Genomic DNA, 16,729 nt, shown 5'->3' on the forward strand with positions numbered 1-16,729 from the left:
GACCTGCTGGCCCGGGTGCCGCTGCCGGTCGGCGTGGGGCTGCTCGCCGAGCCCGCCTACCGCACCGTCGACGTCCCCGGCCCGGACGAGGCGTACGGAACGATCCTGCGCGACGGTCTGCGCCAGCACCTGCGTCCCGGCGACACCCCGGTGCTGGCGGCGGCGCTGGCCGCAACGCCGCTGGTGACACCGGATCCGCTGACCTGGTGGCGCGCGTACGTCGGCCTGCTGGTGCCGGCGGTGCTGCGCAGTTGGCTCAGTCACGGCGTCGTGCACGAGGCGCACCTGCAGAACGTGGTCGTCGTGCTCGACCGGGATCGCCGTCCGGTACGCATGCTGCTGCGCGACCTGGAGGGGGTGAAGCTGGACGCCGACCGTTGGGGCAGCTGGCCGGACGGCGTCCCGGCGCAGGTCCGCTACGGTCCCCGGGCCGCCCACCGCCGGATCGTCTACTGCCTGTTCGTCAACCATCTCGGTGGGATCAGCGGGGCCCTCGCCGACGCCCGGCCGGGAGTCGAACGGCGGCTGTGGCAGGAGCTGCGCGCCGTCGTCGAGGCGGTGGCCGCCGACCTCGGTGAGCCGGCGGAGCTGCGCGCGCTGCTGACCGGGGAACCGCTGCTGGCCAAGGCGAACCTGCTGGTCCGGTGGCGGCGTGACGCCGACCGCGCCGCACCGTTCGTGCCGGTGCCGAACCCGATGGGTGGACCACGATGACCCGACCGGTCTACGTTCACGACCTCGACGCGCTGGCCGGGCACGCCAGAGCCGTCCGGGCGGCACTGCCCCAGCCGGTTGAGCTGCTCTACGCGGTCAAGGCCAACCCGGATCCCGGTGTGCTGCGAACCCTCGCCCCGATCGTCGACGGGTTCGAGGCCGCCAGCCGGGGTGAGCTGCGCAGGCTGGCCGAGGTGCTGCCGGGACGGGCGCCGGCCGCGTACGCCGGGCCGGGCAAGACGGACGCGGACCTCGCCGCCGCTCTCGCCGCCGGGGTGCACCGCATCCACGTCGAGTCACCCAGCGAGTTGGCGCGACTCGGCGCGCTGGCCACTGCGGCGGGCCGGTCGGCCCAGGTGCTGCTGCGGGTGAACCTGCCGGTCGACGCGCCGGGCGCGAGCCTTGTCATGGGCGGTGGACCCAGCCCGTTCGGCATGGACCCGGCCGACGCGATCGCGTGCGCCCGCCGCCCGCCGGCCGGCATCGACGTACGCGGAATCCACGCCCACCTGGCCAGCGGACTGGACGCACCGCTCGCCGCGACGGTCGCCGCCGCCGTTGTCGGCTGGGCTGCGGCCGAGGTCGACGCGGCCGAGGTCGACGTCGGCGGTGGCATGACCGTCGACTACACCGACCCGGACGCGCGGTTCGACTGGGAGGGCTACGGCCAGGCCCTGGCGGACGTCCTCGGCAGGCACCCGGGCGTGCGGCTGCGCATCGAGCCGGGCCGGTCGGTCACCGCCTACTGCGGGGCGTACCTCACCGAGGTCGTCGACGTGAAGCGCTCCTACGGCGAGTGGTTCGTGGTGGTGGCCGGTGGGACGCACCACCTGCGGACTCCGGCGGCGAAGGGCCACGCGCAGCCGTTCACGGTGCATCCGCGACCGGGTGACGGCGGCCCCCGCACCGACGGCGGGTCGGTCACCGTGGTCGGGCAACTCTGCACCCCGAAGGACGTGCTGTCCCGGTCGGCCACCGCGGGGCCGATCGCCGTGGGCGACGTGCTGGCCTTCGCCATGGCCGGGGCGTACGCCTGGAACATCAGCCACCGTGACTTCCTGCTGCACGAGCCTCCACATTTCCGCACCGGTGACCTGCACGAAGTGGTCGCCGAGTGGGCGGCCCGGCCGCTCGGGACGTGAGCCCGAGAGCCTCGATCGGCTCAGCGTGTTATCGATAACATGCTATCTTTCATCCGGGAGTGAAGGGCACACTCCCGGTCACCCGAGCCAGCCGGCGAAGATCTGCCGAGGGGCACGCCCCCTCCGCCGCCTTCCCGGTCGGTGACCAGTCCGGGCCCCCGTCAATGCCAGGCGACCATGGTTGGTCGTCGAACGGCAAGGAGCCCAAGCAATGCTCAAACGTAGATTCTTCCTCCCATCCATCGCGGCTGCGGCGCTTCTCCTCGCGGCCACCACCGGCGGCGCGTTGAGCGGCGGCTTCGGTGCGACGGCGGTGGCCGCCACCAACGGCACCCTCGCGGCGACCGCCGGCTGCGGCAAGGCCCCCACACTCGCCAGCGGAACGCGGACGATTCAGAGCAGCGGCCAGAGTCGTACGTACAACCTGCGGATCCCGGACGGGTACGACCGGAACCGTCAGTACCGGCTGATCTTCGGCTTCCACTGGTTGAACGGCTCGGCCAACAACGTCACCTCGGCCGGCTACTACGGGCTCCAGCCGCTGTCGAACAACAGCGCGATCTTCGTCGCTCCACAGGGTCTCAACGCCGGCTGGGCCAACACCAACGGGCGCGACCTGACCCTCTTCGACGACATCTCCCGGCAGATCGAGAATGATCTCTGCGTGGACACCACCCAGCGCTTCGCCCTGGGCTGGAGCTACGGCGGGGCGATGAGTTACGCGGTGGCCTGTGCCCGGCCCACTGTCATCCGTGCGGTCACCGTCATATCCGGCGCCAACCTCAGCGGATGCAACGGGGGCACCCAGCCGGTCGCCTACTTCGGCATCCACGGCATCTACGACAGCGTGCTGAACATCTCCCAGGGTCGGCAGCTGCGCGACACGTTCGTGCGCAACAACGGCTGCACCGCGCAGAGCCCGCGCGAGCCGAGCCGGGGCAGCCTGACCCACATCACCACCGCCTACTCGGGTTGCCGGGCCGGCTACCCGGTGCAGTGGGCGGCCTTCGACGGGGACCACACCCCAAGCCCGGTGGACGGGTCGGGCAGCCCCAACGACTCGCGGACCTGGACCTCGGGTGAGATCTGGAGGTTCTTCAGCCAGTTCGAGTCGACCACGCCGCCGACGACCCCGCCGCCGACCGACCCGCCGCCCACCGATCCGCCGACCACCCCGCCGCCGACCGGGGAGCCCGGCGCCTGCGCTGCCACCTACCGGACGCTCAACACCTGGCCCGGCGGGTTCCAGGCTGAGGTGACAGTTGCCAACAACTCCACCGCGCCCCTGAACGGCTGGACGGTGGGCCTGACCCTGGCCAGTGGTCAGGCCATCAGCAGTCTCTGGAGCGGCACCAACACCGGCACCACCGGCAGCGTCACCGTCAGGAACGCCGCGTACAACGGCACAGTTGGCCCGAACGCGTCCACCACCTTCGGGTTCACCGCCACTGGCAACGGTGCCACCGCACCCAGCAACGTCACCTGCACCAGCCCCTGAGTTCCACAGCAGGAGGGCCCGGAGCCATTGGCTCCGGGCCCGCGGGTGACATCCGCTGGCGCCGGTTGCCGCCGGCGGTACCGGGCCACGCTGCGCTCAGGTCTCGCTCTCCAGCAGGTCGCGAAGGGTGTCGAGGGCGGCGATCTCCTCCTCGAACGTCTTGCCGACGACCGGGCCGAGGAAGCGCGACAGCCCGCTCGGCTGCCACGCCAGCTTCAGCGTGAGTCGCGTCCCACCGCCGTCGGCCGGGGTGAGCGTGTATTCGCCCTGGGTGCGTACCACGTTGCCGGTTGCCTGGAACGCCAGACGTCGACCCGGCTCGAACCCGGTCACCTCGTAATCGGCCGGGATGCGGCTCCCACCGGGGCCCTTGAGTCCCTGTTTGTAGCGAGCGCCGACCCCCTCGCCGGAGACGCGCGCGACGTCGAGCACGTTGGGACGCCAGCGCGCGTCGTTCTCGCCACGGGCGAGAAAGGCGAAGACGACCTCAGGGGTCCGTCCGATCTGCACAGTCTTCTCTGCCGAGGGCACAAGAAACCTTTCTCAGGGGTCAGGGAACGATCTTCATCTGTGCCATCATCCCACTCGCCGAATGGTCGATCATGTGGCAATGGTAGACATATCGGCCAAGGTACGGCCCAAATGTCGCCTGGAGCCGGACCGTCTCGCCCGGTCCCACCGCGATGGTGTCCTTCACCCCGGCCTCGCCCGGCGCCGGCGGCTGACCGTTGCGGGTCAGCACCCGGAACTGAACCAGGTGGGGGTGGAAGTTGTGCGGGATGCCGAAGAGCGTGTCGCCGTTCGTCACGGTCCACACCTCGGTCGTGTTGCGTTTGATCTCGGTATCAACCCGTTCGGCGTCGAACTGCTGCCCGTTGATGAGGAACTGGCCGGTCGACGGGTTGAAGTTGAGCGTGAACGCCCGCTCCTTCGTGGCCTCCGGCAGCGCGGGGATGGTGCTCAGCCGGTCGGGCACCCGGCTGGTGTCGGCGGCGGCCCGGTTGACGTCGAAGCGCAGCACCGGCCCGGCCACCGCGTCGTCGAGGAAGACCTGGCTGCCGACCGGGAACGCGCCGAAGTCGACGACGATCTCGACCCGCTCGCCGGGCGTCAGGCTCCACGAGCGGATCGGCGTCGGCCCGGCGAGCAGCCCACCGTCACTCGCGATCTGGGCGACCTCGGTGTCGTTGCCGAGCCGCAGGGTGAACGTGCGGAGGTTGGACGCGTTGACGAAGCGCAGCCGGTACTTGCGGGCGGCCACCGGGAAGTAGGGCTGCGGCTTGCCGTTGACGAGGATCGTGTTGCGGAACTGGAAGTCGTCGTGTTCGAAGACCAGGCTCGCGTCGTCGGCGAACCGCGCGTCGCGCAACATGATCGGAATGTCGTGGTTGCCGGTGGGCAACCGAAGTTCGGCCTGGGCCGGGTCGTCGATCAGGAAGAAGCCGGCGAGCCCGCGGAACACGTGCTCGGCCTCCATGTGATGGGCGTGGTCGTGGTACCAGAGCGTGGCTGCCCGTTGTTTGTTGGGGTAGTTGTAGATCCGGCTCTTCCCCGGGTCCAGCACATCGGTGGGGAACCCGTCGCTGCTCGACGGTGTGTGGCCTCCGTGCACGTGCACCGCGGTCGGCATGTCGAGGTGGTTGCTGTGGGCGATGACCGCGAGCCGGCCCGTCTTGACCCGGAACGTCGGGCCGGGAAAGAGCCCGTCATAGGTCAACACTTCGGTACGCGTCCCGGGCAGGATCTCCGCTTGAGCCTTACGGGTGGAAACGAGGTAGAAGTCGGTGTTGGCTACCGAGGCGATGGGCTGCTGCACTGGCGGTATCGGCATCCGGACAGCGAACGGGGCGGTGACGGCCGCGACGTGTGCAGTCTTACCGTGGCCGGTGTGGGTGCCGTGGGCCGGTGTCGCGGACGGGGTGGAACCGCGCGCCGCTGCCGCCGCGGTGGCCGTGACCAGCGCGGCTGCTCCCGCGGTGGCACCGGCCTTCATGACGTTGCGTCTGCTCACCATTGGTCGCTCCACTCCTGGTGGTCGAGGTCTCGGGTGAACTGTCGGGGAGGTCCCTCGACGCGCCGTCGAAAACTGGTCGCGGCCAAATATGGATTTCACCTTAAGTTTTGGTGTGACTACCAAAAGCTAAGCTTCGATGCTTCCAACGACGCGCGGTGAGACCGTAGACTCGTGCGAGTAGTCGGCCGTGACAACTCATAAGAGGCCGATCCGATCTGAGTGCTTTGTCGCCCACGCATGGGGGGTCGGCGACACGGCGGGCAGCCGGCGCTGGGGAGAGCCGCGCGAGCCCGCACCTGGGGAGCAATAGGGCACACACCGGGGGATCCGCAATGGTTGTTGGAAACAATGCGCTGCGGAGGACCGCTGCCGAGGTTCTCGAACGCAGGCATCAACCGATTCTTGCCGCCTACCGTCAGCGTCTCGCCGCTGTGAGTGACGACTTCGAAGGGGCCGCTGGCCTGATCGACAGCTACGCGGCGCAGGCCGACGTTCTGCTCCGGGAGACGACGGCCGAGATTCGCCGTGAGACCACCGACCCGCTGTCGACACCGCCGCCGACAGTGTCCACCGAGGACGTCGAGCTTCACCCAAGCGAGTGCTTTCGCGCGGTCGTCGCGCTTGCCGACATCGTGTTGGCCGACGCGCTGGAGCAGTTGACTGGCCAGCCCGACCAGGGCGCGATACTGGCGCTGGTCGCCGACGCGCTCACCCGTACGACACTGACCCGGCTGGCCGACGCGAGTTCGCGCTATGCCGCCGGCCTGATGAACGAGGTCCACCAGGCGCAGATCGCCGAGCGTTCGTTGATCGCGCGCGAGCTGCACGACCGGCTGGGCCACAGCCTCAGTGCGGCGTACCGCAACCTGGAGGCCCACGAACTCGCCCAGGAACGACGCCACGACGACGTGGACCGTCGGGTGGTCATCGCCCGGGAGTCGCTCCACGACGCGGTCGGCTATCTGCGTGTACTCATCGCCGACCTTCGGCTCTCTCAGCCGCTCGGGTCACTCGACGAGGCGCTGGCCAACTTCCTGTCGACCGTCGAAACGGGCGAGACACGTCTGCACACCGAGATCAACGGCGACGAGTCGTGGGTGCCTCCCGAGGTGCTCGACGAGGTGTTCCTGGTCGTCCGCGAAGCGTTGCGCAACGCGGTGGCGCACTCCGGCGCTCGGGTGATCCATTCGGTAATCGACATCACCCCGCACGAGCTGCGGGCGACCGTGGCGGACGACGGGGTGGGCTTCGACGTCGCGGCGGCTCGCGACGGCTCCGGCCTGCGCGCGATGGCTGAGCGCGCGGCGGTCGTCGGCGGTCGCCTCGCGGTGCGCGCGGTGAGCCACCAGGGCGCTTCGGTCGAGCTCGTCGTGCCGCTGCTGTCCGTCGAGGCGGGGGTCGGCCGGTGACCGTCACGATGATCGAGCCGACCCGCATCGTGCTGGTCGACGACCACGTCGTGGTGCGCGACGGCCTCCGGGAGATCCTCGACGCCCAGCGCGACCTCGTGGTCGTCGGCGAGGCCGGTGACAGCGGCGCAGCGATCAACGAGATCCGAATCCGTCAGCCCGACATCGTGCTGCTCGACGTGCAGATCCCCGGCGACGGGGTGACCACCACGGTCCGCCGGATCCGTGACGTCGCGCCGGCGAGCCGGGTCATCATCCTCAGCATGTTCGACGGCCCGACGCTGTTGCGCGAGTTGTTGACCCTGGGCATCTGCGGCTACCTGCTGAAGAACTCGACGCGCCAGGAGTTGGTGGCGGCGATCCGTGGCGCCTGCGCCGATGACGCGCCGGTGATGCTGGCGGTGTCGCGGGAGAGCCTGACCCAGGTGCAAGGGCCGGTGCACAGCACGCTGTCGGACCGTGAGCGCGAGGTCCTGCAGTTGGTCGGTCAGGCGATGAGCAACGCCCAGATCGCCGGCCGGCTCTGCCTGTCGGAGGCGACGGTCAAGCGCCACCTGCGCAACATCTTCGCCAAACTTGGCGCGGTGTCCCGGATCGACGCGGTCAACAGGGCCATCGCGGCCTCGCTGATCGTCCTGCCGAGGCTCTGCGATCCGACGTTTCACGGATAGCAGGCCGCTCAAGGATTGCTCTGGGTAACTTGCCCGCAAACGGGCACTCGTGTTGGACTAATGCCGTGAATAGCACTCGCCTGTTCGTACTCGGAGCGCTCGCGCGCGGGGGCCCCATGCATGGGCACCAGATCCGCCGGGCGGCCCAGGTCGACCGTACCGAGCTGTGGAGCGACGTCAAGCCGGGGTCGCTCTACGGCGCGCTGCACCGAATGCAGGTCGAGGGCGTCATCGAGGCGGTCCGGACCGAGCAGGAGGGCAACCGGCCCGCCCGCACGATCTACGCGCTCACCTCGGCCGGCGCGGCGGAGCTGATCGACCACCGCGACGAGGCGCTGCGCGACACCAAGCTCCGTCACGACCCGGTCGACCTGGCCCTGCAGAACGTGATCGACCTCGGAGAGGACGCGCTGCGCACGATCATCGTGGCGCGGCGGAAGGCCCTCGCCGAGCAGCTCGACTCGTGGCTCGCGCTCCGAGAGCTGGCGGCGCCGCACATCCGCGGTCTGGAGTGGACGACCTTCCGTCATACCGAGCTCCGGCTCCGTACCGAGCTCGCCTGGCACGACGAGCTGCTCGACCAGTTGCCCAAGCTGATGGCCAACCAACCGACCTCGATGACTACCTCGTGACGGTGCCAGCCCCGGCCGCGGTGGCACCTCCGGGGCCGGGGCTGGCGGCATGTCACTGAGCGGGCTCGGGCTGAGTGGTCACGTTCCAATCGGGCTTGCTCGCCTCGGCCCAGGGCTCTTCGGGCCGGCGGGGCAGCAGGTAGACGAGAAGGAACGTGAGGATCACACCGACCAGGACGACGCCGACGGTCCACTGGACCGCCCGGTTGAAGTTGGTCTCCAGCGCCGACGTGGCCGCGCTGTCGAAGGCCGCGCCGACCGGACCCGGCGCCGAGTCGGCGCAGCCGGGCGGCGTGGCCGTCGGATCTGACGCACGCGACTGGCGGATGAAACAGTCGGCGAAGGTGGTCGTCGCCGCGCTCGCCTCGGCCGGCGGCAGGCCCGCCGCCACGAGCGATGCCTGGAGCTCCGGGCTCGCCTTCTCGGCGGCCGTCCCCGAGTAGGAGCCGAGCGTTCCGAAGAGGACCACGCCGGCCACCGCGACACCGATCGCCTGGCCGAGACGCTGGGCGGTGCCGAGCACACCGCTGGCCGCGCCAGCGTCCTGCCAGGGCACGCCGGCCAGCACGATCTCGACGCTCGGCGCGATCACCAGGCCCGAGCCGAAGCCGGCGAAGAGCAGGGCCGGCAGTAGCTCCAGGCCGGAGCCCCACCAGTGGATCGTGGCGATGATGCCCACCATGCCGACGATCACGATGCCCGCGCCGAGCATCAGGACGCCACGACCGAGCGCCCGGGCGACGTTGTCGGAGATGGCCGCGCCGACCAGTGTGCCGAACGAGAACGGCAGCAGGATCAGGCCCGTCGTCAGGGCGGACTTCTCCAGGCCGATCTGCAGGTGCAGCGAGAGCGCGAAGAGCAGGCCGATGAAGCCCGCGAAGTAGCAGAGGCTGATGCCGACGCCGGCGGAGAACGAGCGGTGCGCGAAGAGGCGCATGCTCACCAGCGGGACCTGGGCGCGTCGGGCACGGCGCAACTCCCACACCGCGAAGACGGCCAGCGCGGGCAGCGCCGCTGCCATCGAGACGAACGTCCATGCCGGCCAACCCAGGCGCTGGCCCTCGACCAGGGGGACGGCCAGCAGCAGAACGGCGACCGAGACGAGCAGCATGCCGATCACGTCGAGACCACCGCGGCGGCCCCGCGACTCGGGCACCAGGATCAGCGCGGCGATGAACGTGGCCAGGCCGATCGGCACGTTGAGCAGGAACACCGGCCGCCAGTCCCAGCCGTTGAGGTCCCACGCGATCAGCAGGCCGCCGAGGAGGGGGCCGCTGGCCGTCGCGATGCCGCCGATCGCGCCGTAGATCCCGTACGCCTTGCCGGTCTCCTTCGCCGGGAACGTGGTCTGGATCAGCGCCAGCACCGGCGGGTTGAGGATGCCGGCCATCATGCCCTGCACCACCTGGAACGCGATCAGTTGACCGGGTGTGGCAGCGAGCGCCGACGCCGCCGACGCGAGCGTGAACCCCGCGACGCCGGTGAGGAACAGTTTGCGGTGGCCGAAGCGGTCGCCGATCCGGCCGGCGGGGATGAGCAAGAGGCCGTAGCCGAGCGCGTAGCCGGCGATGACCCACTCCATGGCCGTGTAGGTCGACCGGAGGTCGCGCTGGATCGGCGCGATGGCGACATTGACGATCGTCGTTGCCAGCAGAATCATGAATGCCCCGGCCAGGATGACGGCCAGGATCAGCCATCGGCGCGGATTGGGTGGGGCGGCGCTGCGTTCGTCGGTCCAGCTCTCCGTCATCGCGTTCCTCCTGAAGTCGGACGGGGTCGACAGCGGACCCACCCTTCGACTACACGCGTTCGCGTACGATTAGTCAAGTACGGCTATTTGCGTATGACCAGTACGGCACATGAGGAGGGCCCGGGTCAGGAGCTGACCCGGGCCCGATGGCGCAGAGGTGGTTACGACCAGTCGGAGGAACCCGAACCCCACTCGGACGAACCGGAGCCCCACGCGGACGTCGCCGGCCACGCCAGGTCGAAGGGGAAGTCGTTGGCGCGAAGCTCCAAGGTGCTCTCCAGCACGGCGTCGGTCAGCCGGTCGACGTCGGCGTCGCTGTGAGCGCCGCCGGCGAAGAGCATCGGCATGCCGAGCGTGTAGATGCCGCGCTTGCGCAGCAGCAGCGTGAGGATGAACGTCGCCGGGTTGAGTGCCCGCGAGTAGACCCGGTAGTCGGTGTAGGAGTCTTCCGGAAGGAACTGGAAGCACCCGATGTAGTCGCCGAACCCCACCATGCGCAGCGGGATCCCCTCGGCCGCCCGGAACGCGGCCAGCCGCGCCTGGACCCGGTCGACCTTGGCCCGCAGGTCGGTGTAGTAGGCGGGCCCCTTGTCGCGAAGCAACTGGAGCGTGGCCAGCGACGCCGCCACCGACAGGTAGTTGCCGGTGTGGCTGCCCTGCAGGCCGGTCTTCTGGCCGAAGTCGGTCCAGGACTGCCCACTGGTCTGCGAGATGTCGAGGATGTCGGCCCGACCGCCGATCGCCGACAGCGGCAGCCCGAGCCCGCTGATCACCTTGCCGTAGGTGACGAGGTCGGTCGGGATGTCGAACTTCTGCGCGGCGCCGCCGAGCCCCGAACGGAAGCCCGTCAGCACCTCGTCGAGGATGAACGGCACCCCGAGCCGCTGGGCGGCCACCGCCACCTCGCGGATCATCGGGATCGTCGTCTCCTCGAACGGGAACGACGAGGCGGCCGGCTCGGCCAGGATGCACGCCAACTCGCCCGCGTGGCGCTCGATCAACTCGACCGCGAGCGCTGTGTCGTTGGGCAGGATCAGCAGGTCACGCGGCTCGGCCGGGGTGACGCCGGCGAACGCCGAGACCAGCGGAATGCCGTCCTTGCCGATCTCCGGGAACGGCACCGCGGGATGCCCGTGATACCAGGGGGCGGTGTTGTGGACGGCCAGGTCGTGGGACCCGTGCAGGGTGCCCTCGAACTTGGCGACCATCCGCCGCCCGGTGTGGGCACGGCAGAGCCGGATCGCCGACTGGGTGGCGCCCGTACCCGAGTGTTGGAAGGCGAACTTCTCGTTGTGCGGGAGGAGTTCCCGCAGCAGCGTCGCCAGCTCCAGCTCCAACGCGTTGGTGTAGCCGTTGCCGGTGCCCTTGCCGAGGTGCTCGCGGACGAAGTCGACGACCGGCGCCGGGTTGTGCCCGTGCAGCGCCTGAGCGCCGTATCCCATGTGGCAGTCGAGGTAGTCGTTGCCGTCGATGTCGGTCAAGGTCGATCCGCTGGCGGTGGCCGCGATCACCGGAAACGGCGGTGCCTGGAACGGCCAGAACACGTGCGCGGCGGCGTCGACCGCCCTCAGTTGCTCGACGTGCGCGGCCGAGGCACCCTGGCGCGCGCCGATCTCGCCGAACAGCTCGTAGACCCACTTCTGCTGCATGAGGTCCTGAATGACCTCGATCGCTCCGCGCTCCTGGTGGCTGGCGCCCATCGTGTCCCCTTCGCATGGCGGCCGTGACAGGCGCAGCCTGCGCCCGCCCACTCGAACCCGGCTGGAGAACCGGTCGATCGACGCGGCTTCGAGCAGGTCTCGAGCGCCGTCGTCGAAGCTCGCCGCCATGACGGAAAATCGGGTCAATCTCTACTCGCTGACCGACACGATCACGCCGTGGGCAGTGCGGGCCGCGGCGACGCTCGGCCTCGCCGACCTGATCGCCGCGGGCACCACCACGCTCGACGAGCTCGCCGCGGCGACGAAGGCCAATCCCGACGCGCTGCACCGGCTGCTGCGCTACCTCGCGGTCCGCGGCGTCTTCAAGGAGACCGAGCCGCGGGTGTACGCCCTGACGGAAGCCGCCGAGTTCCTCAAGACCGACCACCCCGCCGCCCAACGTCCCTGGCTCGACGTCGAATCGATGGCCGGCCGGATCGAGGGCACGTTCAGCTCGCTGACCCACTCGATCCGCACCGGCGACGCGGCGTACCCAGTGCGTTACGGCATCGAGTTCTGGGACGACCTGGCCACCAACCCCGACCGGGCCACCTCGTTCGGCGCGCTGATGGCCACCCACGCGAGCTACTTCGACCAGGTCGTCCAGGGTTACGACTGGAGCACCGTCAACCACGTCATCGACGTCGGCGGCGGCACCGGCGCCCTGCTCACCGAGATCCTCAAGGCCCAGCCGCACCTGCGCGGCACAGTGGTCGACCTGCCGGGTGTCGTCGAGCAGGGCCGGGCCCGGTTCGAGGCGGCGGGCATCGCCGACCGCGCCGAGGTCGTCAGCGGGAGCATCTTCGACCCGCTCCCGACCGGCGCCGACGTCTACATCCTGTCGAACGTCCTGCACGACTGGAACGACAGCGCCGCCGAGAAGATCCTCCAGCGGGCGGCGGACGCGATCGGCACGACCGGAAAGGTGCTGATCGTCCAGATCCTCGTGAAGGACGAGAACGACAACTTCCCCGACGACCCGGCTCGGCTGATGTTCATCACCCAGATGGACCTGCGCCTCCTCTCGCTCATGGCGGGCAAGGCGAGGACCTGGCGCGAGTACGCCGAACTGGGCGAGAAGGCCGGGCTCCAGGTGGACGGCAGCACGGTGATCCCCACCGGGCAGACCCTGCTCTCGCTCCGCCGCGGCTGAGCCGACGGGCCCCTTGCTGACGGTTTCCGGTTGGGAAGGGGCCCTCGCTAACGGACCGTGCGCGCGTCGTACCGTTGCGGACATGAACCCGGCCGTCAGACGAACCGCGATCGATGCCCTCGTCGCGGTCGTCGTCGCGGCCGTCGTGGCGGTGGCGATCCGGGTCGCCGACGAGCCCGGCGCCCGGCCGCCGGACGCGCGCGCCTACGCGATCGGCGCGGTGATCGGGCTGCTGCTGGTCTTCCGGCGCCGCTGGCCGCTGCTGGTGCTGGTCGGCTCGGTCACCGCGCTGATGATCTACTACGCGCTCGAGTACCCGGGCATCCCGCCCGCACTCCCGCTGGCCGCCGCCCTCTTCTCCGTGGCGGCCGCCGGCCGGTTCACCTGGGCGCTCGTCGTCGCCGGGTTCTTCGTCGTCCTTGAGCTGATCATGCGGTACACGCTGCTCGGCGAGGGTTTCTTTCCCGCCCTCTCGGCCACCCTCGAAGAGGGCTCGCTGCTCGCGGCCGTGGTGCTGCTCGCCGAGACGATCCGCACCCGCCGGGACCGGCTGGCCGAGGCGCAGCAGCGTCTCGCCGTGATGCGCCAGGAGCGTCAACACGAGGTCGCCCAGGAGCGGCTCCGCATCGCCCGCGAGGTCCACGACGTACTCGGTCACACGATCGCCGCGATCAGTGTGCAGGCGAGCCTCGCCGACGACATCTTCGACAGCAAGCCGGCCGAGGCGCGGGCCGCGCTGCGGAGCATCCGGGGCGCGGCACGCGACGCCATGCACGAGGTGCGCTCGGCGATCGGCATGCTCCGCGACGCCGGGGAGGTGCCCGATCTGGCGCGAGTCTTCGCGGTCGCCGAACAGGCCGGCGTGAAGGTGCGGTCGGGAATCGCCGGCACCCCGCGCCCGATCCCGCCGGAGGTGGCGCTCTCGGTCTACCGGATCGTGCAGGAGTCGATCACCAACACTGTCAAACACGCCGGAGCGACGACCGTCGACGTCACCATCGCCTACGCGGGTGACGCCGTCACTGTGGAGATCGTCGACGACGGGGTCGGGCCCGGGGCGAGCCGGCGGGGGCACGGGGTGGCCGGCATGCGGGAACGGGCCACGGCGGCCGGCGGGTCGCTCGAGGCCGGGCCCCGGCCGCAGGGCGGTGGGTTCCGAGTGGCCGCGCGGCTGCCGGTCGAGGTGGAGGAGACAGCGTGACGATCCGGATGGTGCTGGCGGACGACCAGACACTCGTGCGGGCCGGCTTCCGGGGCCTGCTCGACCACAGCGACGACCTGGAGGTGGTCGGCGAGGCATCCAACGGCGCCCAGGCTGTCGAGATGGTCGCCGCGACCCGGCCGGACATCGTGTTGATGGACGTGCGAATGCCGGTGCTCGACGGCGTGCGGGCGACGGCCGCGATCGTCGAGCGGTTCCCGGCCGTGCGGGTCATCGTCCTGACCACCTTCGAGCTCGACGAGTACGTCTTCGAGGCGCTGCGCGCCGGCGCGAGCGGGTTCCTGCTCAAGGACATCGAGCCTGACGAGCTGCGTCAGGCAGTGCGGGTGGTGGCCGGCGGCGACATGTTGATCTCGCCGCGGGTGACGAGTCGGCTGGTGAGCGCGTTCGTCAGCAAGGTCGCGCCGACGCCGGTCGACGGCGGCCGGCTGGCGGTGTTGACCGACCGCGAGCGCGAGGTGATGAGCCTGGTGGCCAACGGGCTGACGAACGAGGACATCGGGCGCAGGCTGTCGATGAGCCCGGCCACGGCCCGTACCCACGTCCATCGAGCCATGGTCAAGCTCCGCGTCCGTGACCGCGCGCAACTCGTCGTTCTCGCCTACCAGACGGGGCTCGTCGCGCCCGGCAGCTGACTACGGCAGTTGTTTCGCGGGCGGTGCCGGCTACGGCGATCGCCGTACGCACCGGCCGTTCCTCAACGGATGCCGGGTGGTGCGCATCCTCCGTATGTTGGCGTCATGTTTGAGGTCGGAGAGAACGCCGACGGGATCCTGGCCGGGGTCCTGTTCCTGATCTGGCTGTCCGCGGCGATCCTCGCCACGCGGCTGGCCTGGCGCCCGACGCCCGAGGCGCTGCGCAAGAGCGCCCGTCGGCTGCTGCGTCTGCTCGTCGCCGCGCTTGTGGTGCTGGTCGTCAAGTGCGTCGCGATCGGGCTGATGCTCGCCGTCGACTGGATCTTTGCCGACAACCGCGTGATCGTGCAGATGCCGCTCCTGCTGTTGCCGATGCTGGCCGTCGCCATCTGGACCGTGCCGGGCCTGCGCGCCCTGGCCAACCGCGACGACGCACCGGTCGACGTCGAGACGCGCGCCGCCGCCGCCGATCCCCGATTCGTCGTGCCGGTCCAGGTGACGGCCGTGGCGACGGTCATTGGCGTCTACTTCGCGTACGTGTCCCGTCCGGTCCCGTCCTACCTCGACGACATCGCGACCCACGCCGCGCCGATCCTGCTGTCGGTGTTGGTGCTGTGGTTCTGGCAGGGGCGTCGCCTGCGGGTCGTCACCGCTACCGACTTCGCACGCCGTGGCCGGCGTGCCAGCGCCCTGCGCGCCACAGCGCAGGCTGCCGTCGTGGTGCTGGTCGTCGCCGCCGGCATCACCTACGTGGCGCAGAGCAGCAGGCTGCCCGACCGGATGAGCATGGCGTCCCACGACAACGTCGACTACGGCGGCGGCCCCTCGATCGGTCACGGTGGTCATGGCGGGACCTCGGTCGACGAGCTGCGCGGGCCGCGGACCGGCAAGCCCAACAAGGCATTCACCCTGACCGCGAAGAACGCCACGGTACGCCTCTCGTCCGGTGCCGAGATCAAGGCACTGACGTACAACGGACAGTCGCCCGGGCCGGAGCTGCGGGTCCGTGAGGGCGACCTCGTCGAGGTGACGCTGCACAACGAGATCCCCGACGAGAACGTGACCATCCACTGGCACGGCCTCGACGTCCCCAACGGTGAGGACGGCGTGGCCGGCGCGACGCAGAACGCTGTGGAGCCGGGCGGCACCTTCACCTACCGGTTCATCGCCGAGCAGGTCGGCACCTTCTGGTACCACACCCACCAGAACCCGCTGGAGGCGATCCGGCGGGGCCTGTTCGGCGCGCTGATCGTCGAGCCGCGCGACGGCCCCCCACCCGGCGAGCGGGACTTCGTCGTGCAGGCCCACGAGTGGCGTACGCCCGACGACAACATCGTCTCGTTCGGCACCAGTGACACCTTGCAGCGCCAGGAGGTGGCCCCGGGCACGCCGGTGCGGCTGCGTCTGATCAACACCGACAACAACCCGTCCACCGACAGTCGTCCGCGGTCCCTGACGGTCAACGGCACGCCGGTACGGGTGGCGGCGATCGACGGGGTCGACGTCAACGGTCCGACCCCGCTGACCGACCCGCGGTTCGGGTTGGCGACCGGTGGACGCTACGACGTGACGTTCACGATGCCGGCGGGCCCGGTGCGCCTGACCGACCTCGCCAACCGCGACGCCGGGCTGGTCCTGGCGCCACCGGGTGACACCTCGACGCCGAAGATCGTCGACGACGGGGACCAGTTCGACCCGCTGTCGTACGGCTCTGGCGGCTCCCGGCCCTTCGACGCGGGCTCGTCGTACGACCGCTCGTTCACCCAGCTCCTCGACGACCGGCTGTCGTTTTACAACGGGGGCCTCCACCTGGTGCCGATCATCAACGGGCACAGCTTTCCCAACACGCCGACGCTCATGGTCCGGATGGACGACGTGGTCAAGGTGCGGATCGTCAACCGCAGCCACCAGAACCACCCGATGCATCTGCACGGCCATCACGCGTTGGTGCTGTCCCGCAACGGGGTCCGCGCGACCGGGTCACCGTGGTGGATCGACAGCCTCGACGTGATCCCCGGTGAGATCTACGAAATCGGCTTCAAGGCGGACAATCCGGGGCTCTGGATGGACCACTGTCACAACCTCGACCACGCGGCCAACGGCATGGTGATGCACCTCGCCTACGAGGGCGTGACATCCCCCTATGAGCTGGGGCGGGGCACTCCCAACCAGCCGGAGTAGGCGGACCT

Annotated in this window: 14 protein-coding genes; 10 read left to right on the forward strand and 4 right to left on the reverse strand. The window is 70.1% G+C overall.

The genetic code is table 11. The features are described from left to right. The 3 genes from KBX08_RS07010 to KBX08_RS07020 all read left to right on the forward strand — a co-directional run. Positions 1-714, forward strand: a 714-nt coding sequence (locus tag KBX08_RS07010; RefSeq protein ID WP_247669012.1) for a ferric iron reductase, incomplete at its 5' end; no start/stop codon positions are given. Continuing rightward, positions 711-1,856, forward strand: coding sequence for an alanine racemase (locus KBX08_RS07015; protein WP_210781768.1), 1,146 nt, complete (start codon positions 711-713; stop codon positions 1,854-1,856). The genes KBX08_RS07010 and KBX08_RS07015, both read left to right, overlap by 4 nt. A 211-nt stretch (positions 1,857-2,067) precedes the next feature. Next, positions 2,068-3,354: a cellulose binding domain-containing protein gene (locus tag KBX08_RS07020; protein ID WP_210781769.1), complete on the forward strand. Its 1,287-nt coding sequence runs from the start codon at positions 2,068-2,070 to the stop codon at positions 3,352-3,354. Positions 3,355-3,450: 96 nt separating this feature from the next. Here the strand turns inward: KBX08_RS07020 and KBX08_RS07025 are convergent, their stop codons facing one another. Next, positions 3,451-3,885 carry an SRPBCC family protein gene (locus KBX08_RS07025; protein WP_307850464.1) on the reverse strand — a complete coding sequence of 145 codons (435 nt, stop codon included), beginning with the start codon at positions 3,883-3,885 and terminating at the stop codon, positions 3,451-3,453. Positions 3,886-3,904: 19 nt separating this feature from the next. Continuing rightward, positions 3,905-5,368, reverse strand: coding sequence for a multicopper oxidase family protein (locus tag KBX08_RS07030; protein WP_210781771.1), 1,464 nt, complete (start codon positions 5,366-5,368; stop codon positions 3,905-3,907). 431 nt (positions 5,369-5,799) lie between these two features. On the opposite strand from KBX08_RS07030, the gene KBX08_RS07035 reads away from it, so the two are divergent. The 3 genes from KBX08_RS07035 (at position 5,800) to KBX08_RS07045 (ending at position 8,080) form a co-directional block, all read left to right on the forward strand. Next, positions 5,800-6,777, forward strand: coding sequence for a sensor histidine kinase (locus KBX08_RS07035; RefSeq protein WP_210781772.1), 978 nt, complete (start codon positions 5,800-5,802; stop codon positions 6,775-6,777). Next, entirely contained in the window at positions 6,774-7,448 is a 675-nt protein-coding gene (locus KBX08_RS07040) for a response regulator transcription factor (protein ID WP_238690772.1), read from the forward strand. The genes KBX08_RS07035 and KBX08_RS07040 overlap by 4 nt, the downstream gene beginning before the upstream one ends. A gap of 65 nt (positions 7,449-7,513) precedes the next feature. After that, a complete protein-coding gene (locus KBX08_RS07045; RefSeq protein WP_307850466.1) occupies positions 7,514-8,080 on the forward strand; it encodes a PadR family transcriptional regulator in 567 nt (188 codons plus the stop codon). Positions 8,081-8,132: 52 nt separating this feature from the next. Here the strand turns inward: KBX08_RS07045 and KBX08_RS07050 are convergent, their stop codons facing one another. Both KBX08_RS07050 and KBX08_RS07055 read right to left on the reverse strand, forming a co-directional pair. Further along, complete coding sequence (locus KBX08_RS07050; protein WP_210781774.1) at positions 8,133-9,830, reverse strand: MFS transporter; 1,698 nt, start codon at positions 9,828-9,830, stop codon at positions 8,133-8,135. Positions 9,831-9,991: 161 nt separating this feature from the next. Beyond that, on the reverse strand, positions 9,992-11,530 hold the full coding sequence (locus tag KBX08_RS07055; RefSeq protein WP_210781775.1) for an aminotransferase class III-fold pyridoxal phosphate-dependent enzyme: 1,539 nt from the start codon (positions 11,528-11,530) through the stop codon (positions 9,992-9,994). A gap of 127 nt (positions 11,531-11,657) precedes the next feature. On the opposite strand from KBX08_RS07055, the gene KBX08_RS07060 reads away from it, so the two are divergent. The 4 genes from KBX08_RS07060 to KBX08_RS07075 all read left to right on the forward strand — a co-directional run bounded on the left by KBX08_RS07060 (position 11,658) and on the right by KBX08_RS07075 (position 16,721). After that, positions 11,658-12,683 (forward strand): methyltransferase, encoded by a 1,026-nt coding sequence (locus KBX08_RS07060; RefSeq protein WP_210781776.1) that lies wholly within the window; start codon positions 11,658-11,660, stop codon positions 12,681-12,683. Positions 12,684-12,765: 82 nt separating this feature from the next. Next, positions 12,766-13,884 (forward strand): sensor histidine kinase, encoded by a 1,119-nt coding sequence (locus tag KBX08_RS07065; RefSeq protein WP_210781777.1) that lies wholly within the window; start codon positions 12,766-12,768, stop codon positions 13,882-13,884. Then, positions 13,881-14,540, forward strand: coding sequence for a response regulator transcription factor (locus KBX08_RS07070; protein WP_238690774.1), 660 nt, complete (start codon positions 13,881-13,883; stop codon positions 14,538-14,540). The genes KBX08_RS07065 and KBX08_RS07070 overlap by 4 nt, the downstream gene beginning before the upstream one ends. 105 nt (positions 14,541-14,645) lie before the next feature. Further along, positions 14,646-16,721, forward strand: a complete 2,076-nt coding sequence (locus KBX08_RS07075; RefSeq protein WP_210781778.1) for a multicopper oxidase family protein — start codon at positions 14,646-14,648, stop codon at positions 16,719-16,721. The last annotated feature ends 8 nt before the right edge of the window (positions 16,722-16,729 follow it).

This window comes from Micromonospora sp. H61 (assembly GCF_018070325.1).
Classification (GTDB): domain Bacteria; phylum Actinomycetota; class Actinomycetes; order Mycobacteriales; family Micromonosporaceae; genus Micromonospora; species Micromonospora salmantinae.